At 33.9% G+C, this 23,196-nt stretch carries 23 protein-coding genes; all 23 read right to left on the reverse strand.

What is annotated here, in order from left to right:
- Window positions 1–112: 112 nt before the first annotated feature.
- The 23 genes from FAR12_RS13945 to FAR12_RS14050 all read right to left on the reverse strand — a co-directional run bounded on the left by FAR12_RS13945 (window position 113) and on the right by FAR12_RS14050 (window position 23,179).
- Window positions 113–829, reverse strand: coding sequence for a metallophosphoesterase family protein (locus FAR12_RS13945; RefSeq protein ID WP_126409272.1), 717 nt, complete (start codon window positions 827–829; stop codon window positions 113–115).
- A gap of 95 nt (window positions 830–924) precedes the next feature.
- Entirely contained in the window at window positions 925–1,752 is an 828-nt protein-coding gene (gene epsC / locus FAR12_RS13950) for a serine O-acetyltransferase EpsC (RefSeq protein ID WP_126409273.1), read from the reverse strand.
- A gap of 43 nt (window positions 1,753–1,795) precedes the next feature.
- Window positions 1,796–2,872 carry an ATP-grasp domain-containing protein gene (locus FAR12_RS13955; RefSeq protein WP_126409274.1) on the reverse strand — a complete coding sequence of 359 codons (1,077 nt, stop codon included), beginning with the start codon at window positions 2,870–2,872 and terminating at the stop codon, window positions 1,796–1,798.
- Between the two features lie 21 nt (window positions 2,873–2,893).
- A complete protein-coding gene (locus tag FAR12_RS13960; protein ID WP_126409275.1) occupies window positions 2,894–3,505 on the reverse strand; it encodes a sugar transferase in 612 nt (203 codons plus the stop codon).
- Window positions 3,506–3,523: 18 nt separating this feature from the next.
- On the reverse strand, window positions 3,524–4,339 hold the full coding sequence (locus FAR12_RS13965; RefSeq protein ID WP_126409276.1) for a tyrosine-protein phosphatase: 816 nt from the start codon (window positions 4,337–4,339) through the stop codon (window positions 3,524–3,526).
- 24 nt (window positions 4,340–4,363) lie between these two features.
- The gene (locus tag FAR12_RS13970) at window positions 4,364–5,515 is read right to left on the reverse strand and encodes a polysaccharide deacetylase family protein (RefSeq protein ID WP_126409277.1); all 1,152 of its coding nucleotides are present in this window, start codon (window positions 5,513–5,515) and stop codon (window positions 4,364–4,366) included.
- Between the two features lie 21 nt (window positions 5,516–5,536).
- On the reverse strand, window positions 5,537–7,084 hold the full coding sequence (locus FAR12_RS13975) for an oligosaccharide flippase family protein (RefSeq protein ID WP_126409279.1): 1,548 nt from the start codon (window positions 7,082–7,084) through the stop codon (window positions 5,537–5,539).
- A 30-nt stretch (window positions 7,085–7,114) separates the two neighbouring features.
- Window positions 7,115–8,305, reverse strand: coding sequence for a glycosyltransferase (locus FAR12_RS13980; RefSeq protein ID WP_126409281.1), 1,191 nt, complete (start codon window positions 8,303–8,305; stop codon window positions 7,115–7,117).
- Between the two features lie 24 nt (window positions 8,306–8,329).
- Entirely contained in the window at window positions 8,330–9,523 is a 1,194-nt protein-coding gene (locus FAR12_RS13985; protein ID WP_126409283.1) for a glycosyltransferase, read from the reverse strand.
- Window positions 9,524–9,544: 21 nt separating this feature from the next.
- The gene (locus FAR12_RS13990; RefSeq protein WP_170972206.1) at window positions 9,545–10,630 is read right to left on the reverse strand and encodes a polysaccharide pyruvyl transferase family protein; all 1,086 of its coding nucleotides are present in this window, start codon (window positions 10,628–10,630) and stop codon (window positions 9,545–9,547) included.
- An 18-nt stretch (window positions 10,631–10,648) separates the two neighbouring features.
- Entirely contained in the window at window positions 10,649–11,638 is a 990-nt protein-coding gene (locus FAR12_RS13995; protein ID WP_126409287.1) for a glycosyltransferase, read from the reverse strand.
- A gap of 17 nt (window positions 11,639–11,655) precedes the next feature.
- Window positions 11,656–12,072, reverse strand: coding sequence for an FAD synthase family protein (locus FAR12_RS14000; RefSeq protein ID WP_126409289.1), 417 nt, complete (start codon window positions 12,070–12,072; stop codon window positions 11,656–11,658).
- Window positions 12,059–13,243 (reverse strand): CDP-glycerol glycerophosphotransferase family protein, encoded by a 1,185-nt coding sequence (locus tag FAR12_RS14005; RefSeq protein WP_126409291.1) that lies wholly within the window; start codon window positions 13,241–13,243, stop codon window positions 12,059–12,061. The genes FAR12_RS14000 and FAR12_RS14005 overlap by 14 nt, the downstream gene beginning before the upstream one ends.
- Window positions 13,244–13,257: 14 nt before the next feature.
- Window positions 13,258–14,286 (reverse strand): glycosyltransferase family 2 protein, encoded by a 1,029-nt coding sequence (locus tag FAR12_RS14010; RefSeq protein ID WP_126409293.1) that lies wholly within the window; start codon window positions 14,284–14,286, stop codon window positions 13,258–13,260.
- Window positions 14,287–14,353: 67 nt separating this feature from the next.
- Window positions 14,354–14,692, reverse strand: a complete 339-nt coding sequence (locus tag FAR12_RS14015; RefSeq protein ID WP_126409294.1) for a helix-turn-helix domain-containing protein — start codon at window positions 14,690–14,692, stop codon at window positions 14,354–14,356.
- A 259-nt stretch (window positions 14,693–14,951) separates the two neighbouring features.
- On the reverse strand, window positions 14,952–16,145 hold the full coding sequence (locus tag FAR12_RS14020; RefSeq protein ID WP_126409296.1) for an aminotransferase class I/II-fold pyridoxal phosphate-dependent enzyme: 1,194 nt from the start codon (window positions 16,143–16,145) through the stop codon (window positions 14,952–14,954).
- A 1-nt stretch (window position 16,146) separates the two neighbouring features.
- Window positions 16,147–17,223 (reverse strand): lipid II:glycine glycyltransferase FemX, encoded by a 1,077-nt coding sequence (locus tag FAR12_RS14025; protein WP_126409297.1) that lies wholly within the window; start codon window positions 17,221–17,223, stop codon window positions 16,147–16,149.
- On the reverse strand, window positions 17,201–17,383 hold the full coding sequence (locus FAR12_RS24240; RefSeq protein ID WP_483964232.1) for a YwzD family small protein: 183 nt from the start codon (window positions 17,381–17,383) through the stop codon (window positions 17,201–17,203). The genes FAR12_RS14025 and FAR12_RS24240 overlap by 23 nt, the downstream gene beginning before the upstream one ends.
- A 31-nt stretch (window positions 17,384–17,414) precedes the next feature.
- Entirely contained in the window at window positions 17,415–18,497 is a 1,083-nt protein-coding gene (gene galE, locus FAR12_RS14030; protein WP_126409299.1) for a UDP-glucose 4-epimerase GalE, read from the reverse strand.
- 43 nt (window positions 18,498–18,540) lie between these two features.
- Entirely contained in the window at window positions 18,541–19,617 is a 1,077-nt protein-coding gene (locus tag FAR12_RS14035) for an acyltransferase family protein (RefSeq protein ID WP_126409302.1), read from the reverse strand.
- 22 nt (window positions 19,618–19,639) lie between these two features.
- Window positions 19,640–20,782, reverse strand: coding sequence for a hypothetical protein (locus FAR12_RS14040; RefSeq protein ID WP_126409303.1), 1,143 nt, complete (start codon window positions 20,780–20,782; stop codon window positions 19,640–19,642).
- 66 nt (window positions 20,783–20,848) lie between these two features.
- Window positions 20,849–22,039, reverse strand: a complete 1,191-nt coding sequence (locus FAR12_RS14045; RefSeq protein ID WP_126409305.1) for a glycosyltransferase — start codon at window positions 22,037–22,039, stop codon at window positions 20,849–20,851.
- 12 nt (window positions 22,040–22,051) lie between these two features.
- Window positions 22,052–23,179 carry a glycosyltransferase family 1 protein gene (locus FAR12_RS14050; RefSeq protein WP_126409307.1) on the reverse strand — a complete coding sequence of 376 codons (1,128 nt, stop codon included), beginning with the start codon at window positions 23,177–23,179 and terminating at the stop codon, window positions 22,052–22,054.
- Between the last annotated feature and the right edge of the window lie 17 nt (window positions 23,180–23,196).

The following is a 23,196-nucleotide window of genomic DNA, read 5'->3' on the forward strand; positions in this document are numbered from 1 at the left end:
CCAAGACATGCTTTTTTTCTTACTATAATAAATACATTATATAACACAAGTCGTTCTCATTAAAGAACATCTTTTCGACAAAATTCCCTATTTTAAGTAGAGGGGCATTCTATTAAACTTTTCCACTAGATAAAATATTCATTAATAATTCCTTGTTAGGATAATCACTTTCTTGAAACTGTTTGATAACCTTGTTAAGGTCATATTCTACCCTTACATTGGATAATTGAAATCCTTTATCACCAATGTCAACAAGTGCATATGATGCTTTGGTTAGACCATCAAATGGTAATCCGACACTTCCTGTATTAATGACCGATTTTCCTTTAATATACCTGATATAGGGTTTATGAATATGAGCATAAATGTAAATGTCCGCCTCATTTTCCATAAACTTTTCTTCTAATATATCCTCATTTTCTGTTGGCTGAACAATTTCAAAGAGGCTATCTGGGGTAGCATGAAAAGCAAAGATTTTTACCTTCCCATATTCGAATTTTAACTCAGTTGGTAACCCACTTAGATATTCTAAGGCTTGTGAATCTAGTTGTCGCAGCGACCATTCGCGTTCTAGATTCATGATTTCAAGTGCGGTGTCTGGCACTTCACCTTTGTTAATTCCTCTTACTAACCACTCATCTGCATTCCCCTTGATAACGTCACAGTCTAGAAACCTGATTATCTCAAGCGAACGGGACGGTTCTGGACCCCTAAAACATAGATCCCCCAGAACAAAAATTTTATCTACTTCTCGAGTTTCTATGTCCTTTAAAACGGCGTCTAAAGCTACGGCATTCCCATGAATATCCGAAATAAAGGCTACCTTCATTTGATCACCTCTTAGAAAAGCTCCACTAATATTAATTTTTATTTCCATTCGATTTAATTTTAATAGTTAATTCCTCACTTGAAGAGCCCCATATATTAGTAGAGAATTTTTGTTTGAAACTTAGAGATTACTTTACTATTTTCTGGAACACTTTCGGTTAGCCATACATTACCACCAATAATTGATTTTCTTCCGACAATCGTCTCTCCTCCTAAAATAGTGGCGCCTGCATAAATCGTTACATCATCTTCAATCGTTGGATGTCTCTTTAAACCTTTTATGACATTCCCACTCTCATCTTGTTGGAAGGAAAAAGCACCTAGCGTTACCCCTTGATAGATGGTTACATGGTTTCCTATTTCTGTTGTTTCTCCTATTACAATTCCAGTTCCATGGTCCATAAAAAAACTGTGACCAATACTTGCACCAGGATGGATATCAATACCCGTTTTACTATGTGCATGTTCAGAAAGTAATCTAGCTAACAGATAATAACCTAATTTATTAAGCTCATGAGCAATACGCTGGACCATTACAGCAAATATCCCTGGGTAGGCAATTGCGATTTCTTCGGTACTCCTTGCTGCTGGGTCTTTTACAAAAGCAGATTCAATATCTTGTAAAATAAGTTCTCTTAGCTTTGGGAGTTTTTTTATGAAATCCAAAGCATTATTTTGTACAAAAGAATCCTCATTAGAAGTTAGCCTCATTAACAGTTCAATTTTTTCTTGTATCTGATTGACTTTATTTAATGAGATTTTTTTACAACTAAAATACTCTGGCAATAATACTTTTCTAATTTCTGTTATGAACTCTACTATTTTTTCACCATGGAGTTCTTCTTTAAAACGGTACATTACAAATGTTGTATTATAGTTCTGTTCCAACTCCTCATAAATATCCCCTAAGCACTTCTCTCTCATGATCCATCCCCTAAATACAAAGTTTTACTGTCCGCAAATGATGTCAAACCAAACTTTTGGAATTCATTTTGAACACGTCTGCTTCTGTAGTTAATATTGGTTCTCGATCCATATCCCTAATCCAAAGAAGTCCATCTTCGAGTGGATTTATTTTCTTTTCGAGTGACGGAAACTTATTATATAGAATTATATCTTTATATATTTCTGGCATGTTTAAGCCCGCTTGTGTAAAGAAATAACAGGTTGTGAAGAATCTCATGTTTATCTCTGTAGGATTAGGAAAATTATTCTGATCATAGGTCATGTCAACACCGTATACACCATGTGGTTTATCATCTATCGCAAAAATTGTGTCTAGAGCTACTCTATTTACTATTTCATCTGAGTACGTTTCTCCTACACCTGTAATACCAGTAACTCCGGACAATGTACGGTTACCGAATCCCCAAGATTTTCTTCTTCTTGTTTGCGCCACCACTAATTCACCTTCGTACCAAATAGAGAGCCAAGTAACTGTTTTCTCTGATTGAAGTAATACGGATGCAGTAAAACTTCCCCAGCCTTTATACATTTCAATCCAGTTTTGAGCAAATTCAAAATCGTTGGTTGGGAGAGCTCCTTTTCCACCTGCCCCAATGGTAGATCTCAACCAAATTCGTCCTTCATTATCCCCAAGATATAAAAAGGATTTTTTCAAATCTTCCCGATTGTTAATAATTATCGTCTTCGGTACTTTAATTCCCTCTGACTCCCAAATTCTGTAGGATTGATATTTATCGGTACAAGCCTCAATCACCTCATGATTCGGCATAAAGAGTTTCGTTCCAGTTTCCAAAATTTCATCTCGAAACTTTGAAACTTCAAGGATTTCTCTATCACTCATAAAAACAGATAAGTCTGGCTTTTCTTGACAGAGAAGCTCCAATAATGCCTTTTTATAATTATCTCCAAAGGCATATTCATAGGGGATCTGACGTTTCGTTTTAGCCTTTGAACTAAATAAATTAAATGGATTTCTCGACACACCCAAAATCTCTTCTTTTACTTGTGCACGATCCCAAGATTTAATTAAATTTTCTGAAGGAGCTGCACCTACCTCAGTAATGAATATTTTCCCCATCCATCATCCACCTCATTTTAATCAGCCATTATTGGCTTTTTGCTGTTTTTCCCCTTTAAATTTCACCATACTGTAATGCCCTTCTGCACTAACTCCTTCTTTCTTGAAAACCTTTACCAAAGTTAAGATTAATATTTTTATATCTAGCCAAAAAGTATGATGATCTACATACCAAACATCTAATTTGAATTTTTCATCCCAGCTTATCGCATTCCGTCCATTTATTTGAGCCCAGCCAGTAATTCCTGGCCTTACTTCATGTCTTCTGAATTGTGTGGGAGTGTATATATCAAGATATTCCATTAACAACGGTCTAGGTCCAACCAAGCTTAAATCGCCTTTAATCACATTAATGAGTTGTGGTAGTTCATCGATACTGTATCTCCTGATTATTTTTCCAATTTTCGTCAACCTAAATCTACCAGGAAGCATATTTCCATTCTCATCTCTTTTATCAATCATTGTACGAAACTTATAAATATAAAAAGGCTTTCCTCTAAGTCCAGGTCTAATTTGCTTAAAAATAACGGGAGATCCCATATTAAAAATAATGGCGATTGCTGTGGAGATTACTATAGGTGATAGTAGAAATAATAAAGTGGTTGCACCCAATAGATCAACCATTCTTTTCATACAATTACACTCCTTAAATTATCTTACTTGGTTCAACGGATGATTATAGAAAAAGAAATATTGTATTTTTTTATCTATTAGTTGCGGAGTTTCGATGCTAAAATCCAATCCATTTAGAGCCTTGATAGAATTTCTTTTTAAGTACATACATAGATCATCTGAATAGTGAGCTTTAATATATTCATAGGCATTCATTAACTCAAATTTCCGTCTAGAAAAGTGATGGGCATCAGAAGCGACAAAATGAACAAGATTATGATCGAGGAGGTGCATGGAAAAATTTTTCAATCTCCTTCCATGTACTCCTGTAATACTTCCAGCGGTTACTTGTACAAGTACGCCCATTTGAACAAGGTTATAGATCTTTTCTGGATGTTTTCGTAGTACTCTGTTACGTTCAGGATGAGCCAAAATGGGGACAAATCCTTTTTCTAGTAGCCTTATTAAAACGTCTTCTGTATAACACGGATAATAGCTACATGGAGGCTCCATCAAAATATACTTACCTGTATCATTTAAAGTAAGAAAGTCATGAAGTTTATGCTCGATATCCAAATCAATACCTTCATGCAGGTGAAATTCTATTCCAGGATATACTGATATAGGCATTCTGTTTTCTTTAAAGAGCCTATTTGCTTCCTCCACAAGATCGATTATTCGACTCGGACTGTTTTCGTAGAAATGTTCCTTATGCTGATGCTTATGATGTGGAGTTGCAATGACATGACTTATACCCGCTTCGATAGCTTGTTGAGCCAATAATTTTACCTCTCCCCAATCTTTAGGACCGTCATCAAGACCAGGTAGAATATGGTTATGGATATCTACAATCATACGGTTCTCCTTTGTTCTATAATTCTAGTTCTTCACTGCTTGATCAAAAAGATACTCATCTTTCTTTACGTGCTTTAGCTTAGGCAATTTCTCTAACAACCTTAAATCTGTTATTTGATTTTGACTTATGTTGAGTTTTTCCAAATTTATAAAGTACTGAATACCATCTAGGCTCTTTATATTCTGATTTCTTAAATCCAGTTCTTTTACTGACATTAATTCATGGATTAATATCCATTTATCCTCACTGATATGAAGTTTTTTTCTTACACAACTTTCAAAATGAGGGTCAATAAAAGTGGCCACCCCACCGATCTCTGCGGTTGTGTAAAACTCCATATCTAATTTTCTCGCCTCATCAATGATGTACTGAATGACCCTTGGAGAAGTTCTCCATCTCCCTTCATTTTCTGTCAATTCCCAACCAAACTCCTCCCATTTAGCCTCTTCAGGTAAAATCGAATGGCTTGTAAAAATAATATTTTTACAAGCCATTTTTGCAAATTTCAAAATTTTATTGACATTACTCGGTTCTCTCAATAGATGACTATCTATACATAAAGAAGGAACGACTCCCGTAGAATTAAAATCAATAAGATTTCCTCCAATTAAATGGCCACGGGCCACTTTATAGTATTTCGGAATGATTTCTTTATTCATTTTCTCACTGTAAGAAAAATAGGGATATGCAAACGACACCGTTTTTCTAAATTTTTCCTTATTTTTAGAATGGGATTGCAGATCCATCCAACTAAACAATTTCTTTATTTCATCCTCAATCCATTTGACCATTCCGAATTCAGCACAGTATTTATTAGCATTTCGATGTTTATAACCATGGTGAGCAATTTCGTGACCATTCGATTGCAATTCTAATAACATATCAATTTCTTCTTGTGTGTGATCTCTCCTTCCTTCTATCGTATGTACACCATTCACATTGAACGTAGCTTTTACATCATAATATCCAAACAACTCTATACCATATTTGCACCAGTCTAATATTCTTGCACTATCATCAAAAGAGAATGCAATCCCTGGTTTACTAATATAGGGTACCAAAGTTTCATTTGAAACAGTTATGTTGTTAATAGAGTGCTGCATCGTTCTATATAAATGGTTCCAATATCTCCAATCATAGTAATTTCTTTTTAACATGTTAAGATGAGTTCTCATGGTAATTGCAAATCTCCCCTATCATCCATTCTTATGCCACATGACCCTTTTTACAGGGAGTCTTCTGGCCATTTTTTTAAATGGCTGAATCAATAAATCTTTTTCATAGGCATTCATTCCTGTAAACCACATGAGCAATAGAAACACTGTTGAAAAGACCACCATTTTAAAGCCCAAAAACCACCAGGATTCGGCAAATATGAGTTTATTTAATGTTGTTCCAAAAACAACACACAACGCTAACGGGAAACTCATGAGAATGATATTTTTCCAAAATCTAGGAATATCAATTTTGATCTTTTTCCAATAATAAATATTTATAATAATGATTTTTCCTATTATCATAGAAATGGCAGTAGCAATCGCACAACCTATAGCTCCCCACCATTGTACAAAAATAACACTTAAAATCACATTCATGACTGCAATCCCAAAGCTAATCAATGTTTTAAATTTTTGCCTATTTTTCGCCTGTAGAATCACCCCACCCATCTCTTGTACCAGCGAAAAAATCAATGGAATGAGAATCAATAGGGCAATAATAAAAGAATCACGATAATCTTTTCCAACCCAAAGATTAATAAATTCCTGACCAAAAACGATAAATCCACTTAATGTAAAGGAAAGGATGATATACTGGACTCTTCCTATACGGATAAATAGGTTGGATAATTCCCCTTCCGTTACTTCTTTAGACACCATTCCAGAAACCTTTCCTAAGAAAACATTTGAAATAGCCGATGAAAAGCCTGAAAAGTAACCAGTAAAAGTATTGCCAATTGTATAGATAGAAACTGCTACTGTCCCGCTGTAGATCCCAAGAATTAACTGATCCGTTGTTCCATATAACTTACCAATAATGAGATTTATGAATATATAAAAAGAAAAAATGAGAATCTCTTTTAGTAAACTTGATTCGAACTTCTTAAAAACAATTTTGATTCTTAAAACCCTGAAACAATAATACAAATTGACAATAATTGAAACGAAATTAAGAACGGTTGTCACGACAGCCATAGCAATGGAACCATACCCCATCAATAAAAGTGGTAGCATGATGAACGGATTGAATATGGAAGTTGCGATCACGATTAATTTTTGAACGATAAACCTATCATGGGCTAACACGACAACACTAAACATACCTAAACCTATTCCAACAGAAAGATTGATAGTCATAATTCCCATTAATATCTTTATTTTAGTTAATTCCTCTATACTTAATGAGTTTCCAAAGAATAGGTGGGATTTAAGGGTTAATATTGTTCCTCCAATTAGAGCAAGGACTCCAAGCACACCATACATGATAAAAAACATTCCATATAAGCGAGAACAACCGTCCTCATCATTTAAAGCTCGGCATTTTGCTATATATCGGATAACTGCATTTCCTAGACCAAAATTTAATATTCCTACATAACCTGCAGTTGATGCAGCTAAGCTATATAGACCATATTCTGATTGCCCAAGTAAATTTAACATAATCGGTGTATATATGATCGAAATAACACTATTTAGAAATAACGATACATACGAAAGTACTGCACCAGCTTTAAGTTGATTTCTCATTTACTTCCCTTCCCTATGAATCCCAAATGTTTACGATATTGCATTATAAAATTTCTCCATCTCATAAGTTGATTTGTTTTTTAAATTTGCTAAATTTAAGGATAACATTTTTCGTAATTCCTTATTTTCAATAAGTCTAATAACCGCTTTATAAATCTCAATTTCATCCATGCTGACGATTAAACCTGTTTCTCCATCCTTTAGTTGCTCCTTTGCTCCAGTAAAGTTAGTAGATACTATCGGCCTATTCAAACTTTTAGCCTCTGCAAGAGTGATACAATACCCTTCATGTCTTGATGGTTGAACATATATGTCACAATCGTTTATAAAGGGATATGGATTGGATGTGGCACCTAATAAAATGAAATGATCTTCTAAACCGTAACCTTTTATGATAGTCTCGTATTTATTTCGAAGATGCCCCTCCCCTAGACAGTACCACTTTACGTTATAGCCATCTCCTATCAGTCTAGCCAAAATTTTTATAGCAATATCTTGGCCTTTTTCACCCGATAACCTTCCTACGGTTAGGATGCGTACGCCATTATAGTTATCCCTATAACTTTCTCCTACTACTGCCTGTTCAGAGATTAATTTTGAGGAGACAATATTCGAGAATACCTCCGCCTTTTGCCTTAAACTGGGGATAAGCTTCAGTAATTTTTCTTTACCTTCATTTGAAACAATAAACACCTTATCAAATTCACTATATATTTTTGTTGCAAACTCTTTATTAAAACCTATCTTCGTAATATCAAAATGAATCCATTGAAACTTCTTTTTTGCTTTTGTCTTGTGAATAACAAAATAGCTTATAAGGTCCATTGGCCCTGCATAAGCTATGGCTATATCGTATTCATCTTTCAAGGATGGATAATCTTTTAAAATATATTTGTAGAATAAAGTTCTATCTTTTCTCAATTTTGACAGTAGGTGTATGAGAATTAAGCGAAATGCCTTTATTACTTTTCCTTTTTTTAGAAAGTTTATTGCATTTTTATGAGCTGGGTTCTCCATCAAAGTCTTCATTTCTTTGTATCCGTCTAGAAAACTGACTTTTACCTCGCTAGGAATTAAGTTCATGAATCCCCCATATTTTTCTAGTAGAAGTATAGAAATATCAAATTTATCTTTTGGTAGTTCAGAAATCATATTTAATAGTGCTTTCTCCGTGCCACCAATATTCATGTTTATGAGCATAAATAATATTTTTCTTTTCACGAATAATCACTCTTATCCTTTCTATCACCCTATTAATTGATAGAACCTCTGTATTTCTTCTATATTTCCTTTTTTTTCTTTTTCCAAATATTGAATAATACTACTTCTGAGAGTGTTATCAGTTATTAGTGTTAGGATGGCATTTGATACTTCTTCACCATTCATATTGACAACAAGTCCATTTTTTTCATGAATCATTTGCGTGTATACTGCATCAAACCTTGTACTAACAATAGGAACATTCAACATACGCGCTTCTGCTATCGCTAGACCAAATCCTTCAAATCTTGAAGTCTGTACATATATATCTGCGTTTTTAATATAAGGATATGGGTTCGCTTTAACTCCAAGTAAGATGAAATGTTCAGTTAGCTCATTTTCCCTTATATATTTCTCCAATTCTTGCTGTAACGGTCCCTTTCCTAGTGCATACCATCGAAAATTAATCCCTCTCTCTTTAAGTTTCTTACAAGCATCAAGGGCTACATCATAGCCTTTTTGATGAGCTAATCTTCCGATAGTCAAAATTCTTATTCCCTTAAATTCATCCTCATAGTTGCTCCCCATTTGTGCCATATTCAAAATTAGATCAGGATTATTGATGTCAAAGATGACTTCCATTCGATTCAAAAATTCAGGAAATGTCTCAAGGAAAATTTCCTTTGTGGAATCAGAAACAGCAACAATTTTATCAAATTGATCATAAAATCTCTTTTGAAATTCTTTATCCATTCTATTTAAACGATAGCTTACATTTACCCAAGCATATTTTTTTTTCGCAATAACTTTATCTGCGACATAAAAAGTCGGAATACCTTGTGCATAGCTTATAGCAACATCATAATGTTTTGGGTTTTCTTCAAATACATTGGCTACGCTTTCCCAAAAAATCCTTGCTTTTTGTGCATTACTGTATTTTCCCCTTCTAATCCTGTATGAATATTTGGCTCTAGCTATTAAGTTCTTAATATTCCTATTTTTAAAAGAATAAACAATGGCATCATTTATTTTTAAATTTGCAAATCTCGTATATTCTAACGGCTTAATAATATTGACCTCTTTCGGTACTAATTCTTCTAGTACCTTCCCGTGGGCAAATAACACCAAGTCTACAGAATACTTACTATAGTTTAATAAAGATAGCAAGGTTACTAAACTTTTTTCTGCTCCTGCGCAATCTAGAGAATCGATAACAAATAATAGTTGCTGTTTGTTCACTTCATGTCACCACCTTTATTTCTAACCAATGTATAGATCGAGCTTTTCGAATTGTTTATTGGCCTCTATAAATAATTTATTATTTATACCTGCTTTATAAATTGCTTTATCCATTGCATTTTTCACTTGGAGATCTTGAATGTTGTGTAAGTGCCAGCTGTTCTTTTCTAAATTTAAGTCCTTCAATACGTTAAATGTTTTTTCGTTATAAATAATGGGAAATACACTCTGTTCATATAAAAGAGCTAGTATAATCGAATGAAATCTGGTACCAATAATAATTTCACAAGCCTTAAAATCATCTAAAAATCCATTTAAATCTCCTTCATAATTCTTCACTTCAACATCTGTCGTTCGTAACTGTTCTTTTATATAATTACTTATATCTAAATCTCCTTCATTTTCACAAAAAGAGAAGATTTTAATCCTATAACCTTTTTTTAAGTATTGCTTTGCTAGCTCAATCATTTTATTTTGATAGTGTTCTTGATAGTCCTTTAATCCTTCACGATTATTTAAATTAATTAATGAAAATCCTATGCTCTTCATTTTTTTCTTCTGTTTATTAACCTGTAAATTAAAAACAACGTCAGGGGCGATCCTAACGTTGTCTAAATCATTAAATAGCTTAAATGAATAAATATCCCTGAAACATACATCGTCAACCCTGGAAAATAAATCTCGATGCACTCTCATAAAATCCTGATCTTTATAAGGCCCGAAATTTGCTCCGATTATAAAGGTTTTTTTATTCAACTGTTGAAATTTGTCCACCAAATAGGCCCTCTCTTTATATTTTATTTTCCATGCTGGGCTTTCCATGAAAATGGAGCCCCCTATAATTACGAGTGCATCATATTTGTTATAGTTTAAGATTAAGTCATTCAGTTTAAAGAAGAGATTGAACTTTTGATTCCAAACTTTGATTTCTCTATAGGAATAAATAATATGAACATGCTCATAGTCTTTAAAAATCGTATTATAATTTCTATTTGCTGTTAAAAGGTCCCAGTGAACATCAGGATACCGATCAAACAATATTTTTAAAAACAAATCATCTCCTGTATTTTTTGCAAAATATGCATAAACTAGAACCCTCTTATACAAACTCAAAACCTCCGTGCATTAGATTTTCCCAAAAGAAACTATACTCTTAATTTTATTTGATAGAAGTAGTAACCTGGTGTTATATCTTAGTAAGGTGATGGTATATTTATACTTAAAGGAGAGCTTTTTATTGTTAATTATGTCATTAAAATATTTTGATATATAGGCTTTTACCGTATATAAATATTCCATTCTATCCTCCTTCGTTTTTACTTGACCTAAGATATAGTAAACATTATCCACACTCCAGTAAACAAAACAAAACATTACACCTCTGTATAGCTGTTTGTATTTTTCTTTCATGAAAGTTAATATTTCGTCCCAAGCTAAAAAAGCATCCAACCTCTCGCTGCTAAATTTAGAAGTTAAGATACTATTCTCTCGTTTGATATAAATATATCCTATATAATTTGCAAAAATTGTTTTATCGGCATTTGCAAAAAGTTTATATGTCGTAGCCAAGTCTTCATGTATTCTACCCATTGGAAATTGAATTTGATGGAAACAACTTTTTTTAAATAGCTTATTACATAGAGAAAACCTAAACAGTTCACCTTTAAACAATTCTTTAAGTCCTTCAATATGCTCCATCTCTTTTATAAAAATCCTTTCCGAATTATTATTAATTAACTTACCATCAATTTCTCTCCCTAATTTGCAGATAGATATATCACTGTTCGTTTCAACGCATAATTCATAAAGGATTGTGTACATGTCTCTTTCAATTCGATCATCACCATCAACAAAGCCTATATATTGTCCTCTTGCCGAACTGACACCCACATTTCTAGCTGAGCTTACCCCTCCATACTCTTTATGAATAACTCTTACGCGAGCATCCTTACGTTGGTACTCATCACAAATAACTCCACTTTTATCATCAGACCCATCGTTTACCAAAATAACTTCAAAACTTGAGAACGATTGAGCAAGGATACTATCTATACAACCTTTTAAATAGGGCTCTACATTATAAACAGGTACAATAATACTAATGATTGGGTTCATACTCTTCGTTCCATTCCCTATAATTTTATTTTTTGTTTTACCAATGAAGATGAAACGCCTTTTGTATAAGGAAAATAAACAATGTCGACTCCTACTTTTTTAAACTTTTCTTCCATCTCATTAAAAAGAGGACTTCCTTTCCAATCATCCCCTACAAACATTAGATTAAATTTTAGAGTTTCCCAAGCTGAAAATTTATCCCGATTCGTCTGTGGCACAACCTCATCGACATATTTAATCCCTTCTACTATGGACTTTCGATCATTAAAAGCAATGACTGGTTGTTTATTTTTGTATTCCATCACCAACTCGTCAGTGCTAACCCCCACAATTAAGTAATCGCACTGCTCCTTTGCTTTTCTCAAAATATTTAGATGACCCACATGAAATAAATCAAAGACACCCGTCGTATACCCGATTTTATGCGGTTTCATATACTTTTTTCTCCTCCCGCCCATAACAAACTTTACTTATCCGTTTAACTAGTTGTTCACAAGCGTTGCCTTGTTCAAAGCTTCCTACAAAAAGCAAAAATTGATTTAGTTCCATTAAATATTGTTGATGATTAAAATTAACTATTTTATCAATCAATTCCTCATTGCTTTGTGCAGCAACAAAGGGAAGCTCTGATAACTCAAAATACAACTTCCGATCATTACTCAAATACTCTTTTAAATCTGGAACATAAAGAAAACAAGGACGACCGGTAATTGAAAAATCAAACATTAAAGAAGAATAATCCGTACACAAAATATCCGAAACATATAAGAGTTCCTGTATATCATCATAATTAGAAACATTAATAACCTTTTCTCCATAATCTAACTGTTCTGATTCTGCTACTAAGTGAGGGTGTAACTTAATTAACAGTATCCATTCTCCACCAAAGTGCTCTTCTAGCTTCTGTAAAACCTTTCGGTAATTTAGATCATAAACATCTAAACTATTCTTCTTTCTGAATGTAGGGGCATATAAGATGATTTTCTTGTCTTGAGGTAGTTGAAGTTTATGTAAAATGTTCTTTTTTATAGCAGCGTCTTGTTGAAAGAGAAAATCATTCCTAGGTGTCCCATACTCAAAAATCTCTCCATCATACCAGAATGCATTTTTAAAGATTTTGGTGCTATACTCGCAGCCAGATAGCAATAAATCACATTTTATAGAATCTTTCTTAGCCATATCTACATAATGTATAGGGAGAGAGTCTTGCGCATCTTTTTCAATTTGTTTTAGTCGGAGCGAACTATGCCAAGTTTGGATGTAGTATTGATCTTTTCTCTTTCTATATAAATCTGTCGTTCTAAAATTCGTTATGACAACTCTTGATGTACATAATTCGTAGAAATACTGTAAAGACATTGTTTTAACAACACGAAATTCATGAAGACTTTGATTTTTATCTGGGTTATTAAATGCCCACACGATATCAAAGGTTTCTTTTGGATAATTTTCGAGAATATATTTAGTAATGTATTTTGGATTACAACCAAAATGGTCCCCATAATAACTTAATAGAAAGATTTTATTATGTTTTATTGGAAAGAAATTAAAAACATACACAATAGCTAGCAAGATAATACTCTTAACCTTTAAAACTACTTTCATATATTTTTCTCCTATTAGAAGCTTATTTTCTCTAACACAACTGGCTGTGGAATAACCCTTAACTTCCTTAAGACTTTACGTAATAAGATAAAAATCATATTGAGACAGGGATGAAATGAAAACAAAAACAGTTGCTTACTTAATTGCTTATCACTCTCCACTGCTCTTTTTATATTGGTATAGTTCTTACGAATATAGGATTGAATTTCTTTTCTATATATTCCACCTCTGTCTTTATTCCAATTGGCTAATAGAAGATAATAGTGCTGTAAGCTTGTTTTGAAAATCATTTTATAGGAGTCATTTGTGAGATCTTTATAGTGTTTTTCTATAAAAAAATGTCTCTCTATTAGGCCTTTTAGAATGTCTAGGTTTCTTGGCGTATATGTGGCAACAATACTGTCACTTCTTTGTCGATAGTAAACATATGGTTCATGTAAAAGTACGTATGTATTTACTCTCTGCATTACCTGGTGAGCCCAAAATACATCCTCAAATAGAACACCCTTTTTAAAGGGAATATCCTGAATAAGACGCGATTTATATAGCTTTCCCCAGGCAAAGTTTTTCACTTTTTCATTAGTGACTAACTCAAACATTAAGGATTGATTATCTAATATTAGGGGAGGAGCCGTTTTTGAAAAGTATCTATGATCAAAAAGCAAGTATTGCTCAAAGGCATAATAAAAAGCCGATTGCACAACATCAGCTTGATACGTAAGACTAATATTCACCAATTTCTCAATCATATCGAGTGCCAACCAGTCATCACTATCAACGAATAGGGTATACTCCCCTGTCACATATTTTGTTCCTGCATTTCTTGCATCGGATAGACCACCATTTTCTTTATGAATAACCGTTACCCGATTATCTTGTTCCGCATATTGTTCAGCAATTTTTCCACAGTGATCAGGGGAACCATCATTTACTAATATAATTTCTAAATTTGGATAGGTCTGGTTCACAATGCTCTTAACACATTGATGAATATACTTCTCTACCTTATAAATCGGCACAATCACACTTACTTTCGGAGCCATATCTGTCACCTACCTCTATCACTACTCTAAAAAGGAGAATAGAATCCTCTAATATTCAACTGTTTATTCACCGTTCTTCGTTCTCCTTTTTCCATTTAATAAATTCAATTAAGGTTTTATATTCTTGAATTTGCTTTTTTTCGATTCCAGATTCCTTTAGTTCGTTTACAAATTCAACCCATTCAGTCTCTAACTGATTCTCTTTGCTTTTATGAATATCTAGGAGTGTGCCAATGTCTACATCTAGAACTAGGGCGATTTTTTCAACAACTTGTATAGAGGGGTTCCGATTCAAGCTTCTCTCGATATTACTTAGGTAAGACTTCGCAATTCCTGCACGTTCTGCAAGCTCTGATAAAGTTAATCCCCTCTTTATACGATATTGATATATTTTTTTTCCAATCATTCATATATACCTCATCTTTTCCTTAGTGGGATACTTATTTTTTGTTATCAATGATTATTTCTTTGCACTGGTTTAACACTAAAAACATATGGGTAATGACATATTTAGAGGTTTATTCGCCCCTTTGTAAGGAGGTAATCATCTTGTTAATAAAACTATCGAGGATCTTTTACAAACTCATGTATTCCATTAACTATTTTCTATATAAAGATTGTCTAGATATGATATTGAAGGAAAAGTATTTCAAAAAACTACAATATTACGAGAGTAAAATTTGTGTATCAGATCGATGTTGAGCATCTGAATTCGTTCCAATTGCTTGTTTGATGCATTGAATAACCCTCTTTTGATCAATTTCTTTTAAGCTCGAACCGGAAGGTAGGCATATTCCATTTTCAAATAAATATTCTGAGACATTCTCATCACTACTGTGTGGATAATATTCACAATCCCTAAAAAGTGGTTGCATATGCAGCGGTTTCCATACTGGTCGAGCTTCAATATTTTCCTTTTCTAAAAGATCTAATAAAAAATTAACAGTAGTACCAGACTCGTGTTGATTAACAGTTAATGCAGTTAGCCAGCGATTAGAACGAGTGTCTTGCAATTCTTCCATAAATTGAAAACCAGGCAGATTCATTAATTCCTTGTAGTAATAGTCAAATATAGCTCTTCTAACTTCTACCCGTTCCTCTAAAACTTCAAATTGAGCTCTTCCAATTCCAGCTAATATGTTACTGAGTCGATAATTAAATCCTAATTCACTATGCTGATAATACCTTGCTTGATCTCTTGCTTGTGTTGCTAAAAACCGAGCTCGTATTAGAGCTTCAACATCATCCGAAACAAGCATCCCGCCACCTGATGTAGTGATAATCTTGTTACCATTAAAGGAGTAGATTCCAAATTTCCCGAAGGTCCCACTGTATTTACCTTTGTAGGTGGAGCCAAGAGATTCTGCAGCATCCTCAATGATTGGCACGTTATAGTCATGACAAATCGACGCAATTTCATGCATCTTTGCACTTTGGCCGTAAAGATTTACAACAACGACAGCTTTGGGCAATTTCCCATCTATTGCTGAAACTTCTAATGCTCTCCTCAGAGCTTGTGGAGACATATTCCATGTATCAGGCTCTGAATCAATAAAAACTGGGGTTGCATCCTGGTACAAAATAGGATTTGCACTCGCAACAAAGGTAAGTGTTGAACAGAAAACACGGTCTCCCTTTTTAATTCCTAATAAAGAAAGAGCCAAATGAATTGCTGCAGTACCTGAACTTACTGCGACAGCTCCTTTGACTCCTACATATTTTGCTATTTCTTCTTCAAAAGCATCTACATTTGGCCCAAGAGGAGCTATCCAATTGGATTCAAATGCTTCAGTAATATATTTTTGTTCATTTCCACTCATGTGTGGGGGAGATAAATAAATTTTTGCTTCCTTACTCATTTTAATCACCTCCAGAAGAATTTGTTGTTGACACCTTCTTTTTACCAATAATCCCTCTATATACAGGAAAATAGGTGTTATTCACCTCATAGAACTCGTTGATTTCATTCGATATTTTTTCATACTCATCTGGGCTATGCACTTTTTTCCCTATGTAGTAAGGATGGTTATGATTGTTAGTGAAAGATGACTTAAACTTAAAAAGCCCGTCATCTTCGCTGTAACCTCCACCGAGGTGAAGTGCTTTTATGCCTAGCGAATGACAGAACTCAATCATAAAATCAAAAAGTAAATTATTCGGCTTCAAGTCTAAGTATTCTGTGCGAGAAGCACCCAGATGATAATGTCCATAATCCTGACCAATTATGACAATCGTCCCAGCAATGATTTCACTTTCGTGTTTCGTGAAAAGAATAAAGCTCTTGCTTAAATCATTATCCTTTACCTGTTCAAGAAAGAATGATTTATCAAAGTAGTAATATTCAGATGCCTTGTTTCTATCCATTGTTTCTTTATACATTTCCATGAACAGATCAATATTCTCCGAACTTTTATCTGCTATAAAGCAGGAAAGACCTATTTTTTGCGCCTTCTTGATATTACGCTTATTCATTAATGTATAATTTTTCCTGATGGTATCTAAAGATACAGATAAATCGACTGATGTCGTTTGCCTAATATACTGTACGTCCATCACCTGCTCACAGTATTTATGGTTCTCATAAAATGGATGAAATCTGATTGTTTCTGTAATAATCTGGTTGGATATACAATATTTTTTGAAATGCATATAAAAATCGACTATATTAGTTTTTGTTCCTACCAAAATTGGCCCACCATATCCATAAGGGGTGACAATATCGTAGTATTTTTCTTTTCCGTAAGGAACTTCCCTTTTTATAAAAGGATAAAATATACTAGATGAATCGTTTTCGTAATAGGCAGCAAGTAGTATTCCCTTTTCCTGTTTGGCAAAAAGGGATCCATACTCATACGAAAAGTAGCTATCTAGTTTTTTAAAACTCTTCGTAATGGCATTCCATCTACTTGAATCATTAATAATCTCGAAATGAGACATCTTCACACCTCATTTCTTTATTAACCTCTAAGATAATCAATCTTTTGATTTCTTCAACAAAATCTCTTGTGTTCAGATGTTCATTGGTAATACTTTTTAAATAAATTTCGCTTAGAATTTCTTTGAATTTGTCAAGAATTAAAGTATCGGATATTGGCATTGATTAAGACCTCACATATTCTTTCACATTCTTATGAAACAAAAAAATCCTTACTCTTTATTATTAAGCCAGGATTTTTTTCACTTTCTGTAATTAAAGTGTCTTTTCCATACCCATTTGGATTTTGAGATTGCCATCTCCATGCATCCATACACATTAGTTTGATCTCTCTTTCAGCAACCCAACCTAATTCGTTTTGTGCTTTGCTAGCATCCGCATAACAAATGGGGACATCTCCTTGTCTTGGAGCGACAATCTTGTAAGGAATCTCTTTCATCGAAACCTCTTCAAAAGCTGCAATTATTTCGAGAACACTGTACCCCTTACCAGTTCCTAGATTAAAAGTTTCCACACCTGAATGGTTTGACATTTTATCCAAAGCTTTGATATGACCCAATGCAAGATCTACTACATGGATGTAATCTCGGACACCAGTCCCGTCCACTGTCGGATAATTATTTCCAAACACGTTGAGCTCCTTAAGTTTTCCAATTGCAACCTGGGTAATATATGGCATAAGATTATTTGGAATTCCATTTGGATCCTCACCTATAGTGCCACTTTCATGTGCACCAATAGGATTAAAATACCTTAAAAGAGAAATACTCCAGCTATTATCAGATACATATAGATCTCTTAGAATATCTTCAATCACTAATTTCGTTCTACCATAAGGATTCATTGCCGAAAGAGGAAATTTTTCTGAGATGGGCACATGATCGGGAGTACCATATACTGTCGCTGACGAGCTAAAGACTAGATTTTTTACGTTAAATTTATTCATCACTTTACAGAGATTGATTGTACTTATTATATTATTGTAATAGTATCTAAGAGGAACATTTACAGATTCACCAACTGCTTTCAGTCCAGCAAAATGGATAACCGATTCTATATCATATTCGATAAAGACAGTTTCTAAAAGCTCCTCATCTAACAAATCTAACTTATAAAATTTAAATTCTTTACCCGTTATATCTGAAACCCTACGCAATGACTCGGCCTTGCTATTAATGAGATTATCAACGACCACGATATCAAATCCTTGATTTAAAAGTTCTAGACATGTATGACTACCAATATAACCTGCTCCACCTGTCACTAATATCGCCACAAGTTTAATTCCTCCTTTTCAGTGACTCCCAATTAAAATTTGATTATGCACTTTGTTTAATCTTAGGAACTTTTCTGACCTTAAATTTCATCGTTTGACCAACTAGATATTTTCCAAAGGTAAATCTATTTAATAGATAAGCAACTATGATAGAACATACCAAACTCAAAAAGAAAGCTACGATAGAATAGGTAAGTATATTTAGAAATGCTGGAGGTTGAATCGGTAACATAATCAAGAAGAAAAACTCATTTAATAAGAAGATGCTAAACGAGTAATTACTTATGAGCATGATTATCTTTGGAGTGTTCCTGAAGTTTGATGAAACATACATGATGAGGAAGATCATAGATGTTGCAAATAATAGCATATCCACCCTTTTCGAGCTCTGTGTTAACAAAAATACTTTGTTCATCACTAATATCATTCCAAAAGTGATTACTGGCATGAGATAAATGATTTTATTGTACCTTCTCAAGAAATTGAGTGTACTTTGATAATATTTTCCACAATAATACCCAAGCACAAAATAAAAAATCCAACTAACAAAAAACAAGTAATAACCAATATCCCAAAAATAAACTGCAAATGGATGATTTGGTGCCTCACTAAAGTTAAAAGCACTTAAATAAGCTATATTAACAAGAAGTGCAATCGGTATTACTTTCTTAGGTGACCATTGATTTAGATACCGCCTTGAAAGAATATGTAATACATAAAATTGAAAAATGATAATCACAAAATAGACTGTAGAATGTCCTAAGAAAATGTTCTTTGTTGCTTCAACAAAGACATTTTCTGCATTTAAAGTGTCTGCATCCAAAAATGCATAAACAATACTCATAAAAATATATGGGATAACCAAAATCTTAATTCTCTTTTTGATAAAGCCTGAAGGCACTTTCAACGAGTATTTATTAGATAATAAAAATTCTGAGATAAATACAAATACTGGTACTCCAAATAGAACAGCCATATACAATAAATAAGAAACAATATGATATTGAGTCGCATCCGTATATTGTTCGTATCCAATCTGAAGTCCATGACCAAAGGTTACTGCAATGCAAGCAATACACCTTAACCAAAAAACTTCATGAACCAATCCTTTATTCTCCATGTTTTACCACCTTTTCAAGAGCTTAGTTTAGGACTAAGTTTTTAATTTTTAAATAATTCGCTGCTAACTTTGAATACATCGGAACCTTAAAATCATTTTTTACCAATTCGTCATAAATTTCCTTCATGTATTCGTTTGATTTATGGTTTGCTATAACTTTAGCAATATAGTTTTGTCTTTTTTGATAGTAATTTTCGAGATTGAAGACGGTTGAAAACTCATTTAGCTTTCCCATTACCTCTAATGTGAATAAGGTTCTTACACATTTTTCACACCCACCACAGTTTTCCCCATCCACTAAACATACGTTTAGATATTTATAGGCGGGCTCAAAATTTGAAACCATTCTCGTTTTTTCCACTCTTGTATGATGTGGACAAGAGGAATAAAGGCTTATGTTTTCAGTGGATAACATACTCATATTGAAGATATCGTAGTGTCCACAGCTATTTGGTTTTAAATCAAAATACTTAAGGGAATAAGAAGAAGAATAATAGTACACTTTAAAGAGCTTCTGTAGCGCTAAACAAGCAGACATATTTCTATATGTATGTGTCTCATAGAAACCTAATTGAAGAATTTCACTAATATTACTATCAAGTGTGACAAGCTCTTTTCCCAATTCATTTGCACAGGGCCTAACTAAATCTGAACGCTTTTTAAAAAGCTGTCTTGCCTTTTCTCCACCTAAACCACCGTTTGAGCCTACATTAAAAAAAGTAAAATGGGTTATTTTATAATCTTCAGGGCAATCTTCTACTAAATGATGATAGATTGTACTAAAGGAATCAATTCCACAGGATAATCCAGTTCCAACAGCATTCGCACTTGGTAATACTTCTTCCACGATTTGATCACAATGGATCTTAATTTCTTTTATACCTCTTATATCTGCTATTAATGGGAGTAGATATTTATTTAAAGTGTAATACAGCCTTTTTGATATAGGAGCTAAGACTTCAATATCCTCACCATTTTTAAAAGCAAATAAAAACAAGCCAACTAAAAAAGCATCTGCCCTTTCAACGGTCAGATACCCCTGATACTTCTTTTCAACTTCATACCACATAGTTTCTTCACGCCCGTTACTTGTAAATACTGCTTGTAGTCTTGCTCCTGTCTCTGTTTCAATTATTTCCGGTCGATAAATTGTCAATCTACTCATTTGAATCCCATCCCTTAACAATCTTCATTGATTTTTCATTGCCCTTTTCCATTTAGGAAAGAACTTTTATCCTCCTACCAGCTGGTAAAACTTTGCCAACTCTTCTTTATTTCTTTCTCTTGAGTGAAGTAGATTATGAGTTAACCTTTCTCGCAGTGTTTCCGATTGCATCAACTGCTTTATTCCCCGAGCAATTCCTTCATGATCTGCATCTACCAAAATCCCTGTTTCTTCATGTATTACTTGATGTTGAAACGCTGGAATATTGGTAACAACTATTGGTCGCCAAAGGGCCATCGCTTCTTCAACAGCCACACAATGTGCCTCGGTTTTAGAAGGTTGAACGTACACATCACTTGCTTGCATAAATGGATATGGATTATCCTTTTCTCCAAGTAGAATAAAATGCTCTTCAATCTTCAGCTCTTTTGTCAATGATATAAGCTTGGAGTATAGAGGACCATTTCCAATCAAAAACCACTTAATGTTCAATCCTTGATCAACAAGTATTTTACAGGCACGTAATGCCATTAAAACTCCTTTTTCCTCTACGAGCCTTGCAACCGTAACAATCTTAAAGTGATTTCGACTATCTTCAAAAACACCTTGCTCTTTAGCTAAGCTACGAACTGTATGTGGAGAAACCCGATTATGAATCACATGCATTTTATTTGAAAACTCCGGAAAAAATCTCATTAAGGAATCCAAGGAAGTTTCTGCAACTGTAACAACATAATCACTTTTAAAGAAGCTTTTTCTTTCAAGCTTGGGACATGGCCATCCTTGTTCCTGGCTATATGCATAGTCCATATGGTTATATACTATTTTTTTGTCTGCACTTACTTTTTCTGTAACGTAATAATTGCAAAAGAAATCAATAAAACTTATGGCTACGTCATAATGCTTTTTAGGCTTTTTTAGTATAAGACGATAGATAGACCACCTTAAACCCGTTCCTATTCCCGGTGAGAATTTTGCTAAGAACGCTGCAAGTATTTTTCCTACAAGAATCTGATAATGCCTTTTTTTGATTAATTCTGGCACTGCATGTAATAGTGGTGTAGAGAATTCTTGAAATAATGGTGGCAAGACTTTTACTTCAGGTGGAATCATTCTAAATAATGCCCCACTATAATCAAACAATAATAAATCTACCTCATATTGTTTGTAATCTATTTCAGAAAGCAGAGTTAAAAGACTTTTTTCAATACCACCAGTATGGAGATATTGAGTAACAAATAGTATTTTTTTCTTCACATATTTCTCCCCTTAAGTCACTCCGTACAATGATAGCCAGGTCGGAATATTCTTTTTAATATCAAACCCCTTTCTTTCAAAGTTGGAGTGGATAATATCAACACTGGGTTTATTTGCTTGGATGGATAGCTTAATTTTCTCTGCCCATGAATCTATCCCTTCATCGAGGCTTAGGTATGTCATTAAGTTAAGACCCATATCAGTCGTTTTTGGCACCCTATCTGATACGACACAAGGAGTTCCAGCACTTTGGGCCTCTATAGTTACGATGCCAAATCCTTCAAATAGAGATGGAAATAAAAACATGTCAAAGGCATTCATGAGTCTTGGTATATCGTCTCTTACACCTAGAAACCGAACACTCTTTAAGATTCCTAGTTTCTCTGCTTCCGCTTTGATTTTTTCTATTAAGGGACCATCTCCCACCAAAAGGAGCATATATTTTTCATCTTCCTCTATCAGCCTTTTCATTACCTTTAAGATAAAAAGGTGATTTTTTGATTCAGAGAACCGACCTACATGCCCGATTAACCTTACATCTTTAGGAAGAGCAAGCTCTTTTAGAACACTATTTCTGCTTTGAACAGTTACACTAGTGAACTCCCTTACGTTAATCCCATTATTCAGAACCTCTACCTTGCTTTTCTTTCCGAACAAGAACTCACCGGCTTCGTCACTACAACAGCAATAATCTGTAGCAGTCCATTTAATTAATAATCGCAGGAGTTTTAGAGTTGCTCGAGCTTTCATTCCGTTACCATTCGGCCAGTTATTACTATGCGAATGGCTTATCCTTTTTGGGACTCCGGATAATTTAGCAGAAAGAGTTGGAAAACCACTTTGAAAATCCGTGTGCGAGTGAACAGCGGCATAGGAGTTTTGCGACATAATGCTAGTCAATTTTTTTACATAGCTAACAGGTCCACAACTACCTAAGCTAGGAACATTAAAGATTCTGCCACCTAGTGATAAAATCTCATCATCATAGCCTCCCTTGTTAGAACTATGTGTTATAAAATCAAACTGCAATTTTGAGTGGTCTATATTTCTATAAATACTCATAATGAGAGATTCAGCACCACCGCGATCCATGGTGCTGACAATATGTAGTACTTTCATTGGATAAATGAATTGACTCATCAGTTCCACCAACTTTT

The sequence above is a fragment of the Bacillus yapensis genome, from assembly GCF_005280205.1.
Taxonomy (GTDB): Bacteria; Bacillota; Bacilli; order Bacillales; family Cytobacillaceae; genus Robertmurraya; species Robertmurraya yapensis.

Coding starts and splice junctions, on each gene's coding strand:
- FAR12_RS14005 (WP_126409291.1), bottom strand. CDS start 13,243: ATGAAAGTAGTTTTAAAGGTTAAGAGTATTATCTTGCTAGCTATTGTG.
- FAR12_RS14050 (WP_126409307.1), bottom strand. CDS start 23,179: ATGAGTCAATTCATTTATCCAATGAAAGTACTACATATTGTCAGCACC.
- FAR12_RS13965 (WP_126409276.1), bottom strand. CDS start 4,339: ATGATTGTAGATATCCATAACCATATTCTACCTGGTCTTGATGACGGT.
- FAR12_RS13960 (WP_126409275.1), bottom strand. CDS start 3,505: ATGAAAAGAATGGTTGATCTATTGGGTGCAACCACTTTATTATTTCTA.
- FAR12_RS13970 (WP_126409277.1), bottom strand. CDS start 5,515: ATGAGAACTCATCTTAACATGTTAAAAAGAAATTACTATGATTGGAGA.
- FAR12_RS13995 (WP_126409287.1), bottom strand. CDS start 11,638: ATGAACCCAATCATTAGTATTATTGTACCTGTTTATAATGTAGAGCCC.
- FAR12_RS14040 (WP_126409303.1), bottom strand. CDS start 20,782: ATGAGTAGATTGACAATTTATCGACCGGAAATAATTGAAACAGAGACA.
- FAR12_RS24240 (WP_483964232.1), bottom strand. CDS start 17,383: ATGCCAATATCCGATACTTTAATTCTTGACAAATTCAAAGAAATTCTA.
- epsC (WP_126409273.1), bottom strand. CDS start 1,752: ATGAGAGAGAAGTGCTTAGGGGATATTTATGAGGAGTTGGAACAGAAC.
- FAR12_RS13975 (WP_126409279.1), bottom strand. CDS start 7,084: ATGAGAAATCAACTTAAAGCTGGTGCAGTACTTTCGTATGTATCGTTA.
- FAR12_RS13945 (WP_126409272.1), bottom strand. CDS start 829: ATGAAGGTAGCCTTTATTTCGGATATTCATGGGAATGCCGTAGCTTTA.
- FAR12_RS14015 (WP_126409294.1), bottom strand. CDS start 14,692: ATGATTGGAAAAAAAATATATCAATATCGTATAAAGAGGGGATTAACT.
- FAR12_RS14020 (WP_126409296.1), bottom strand. CDS start 16,145: ATGAGTAAGGAAGCAAAAATTTATTTATCTCCCCCACACATGAGTGGA.
- FAR12_RS14000 (WP_126409289.1), bottom strand. CDS start 12,072: ATGAAACCGCATAAAATCGGGTATACGACGGGTGTCTTTGATTTATTT.
- FAR12_RS14035 (WP_126409302.1), bottom strand. CDS start 19,617: ATGGAGAATAAAGGATTGGTTCATGAAGTTTTTTGGTTAAGGTGTATT.
- FAR12_RS14010 (WP_126409293.1), bottom strand. CDS start 14,286: ATGGCTCCGAAAGTAAGTGTGATTGTGCCGATTTATAAGGTAGAGAAG.
- FAR12_RS13955 (WP_126409274.1), bottom strand. CDS start 2,872: ATGGGGAAAATATTCATTACTGAGGTAGGTGCAGCTCCTTCAGAAAAT.
- FAR12_RS14025 (WP_126409297.1), bottom strand. CDS start 17,223: ATGTCTCATTTCGAGATTATTAATGATTCAAGTAGATGGAATGCCATT.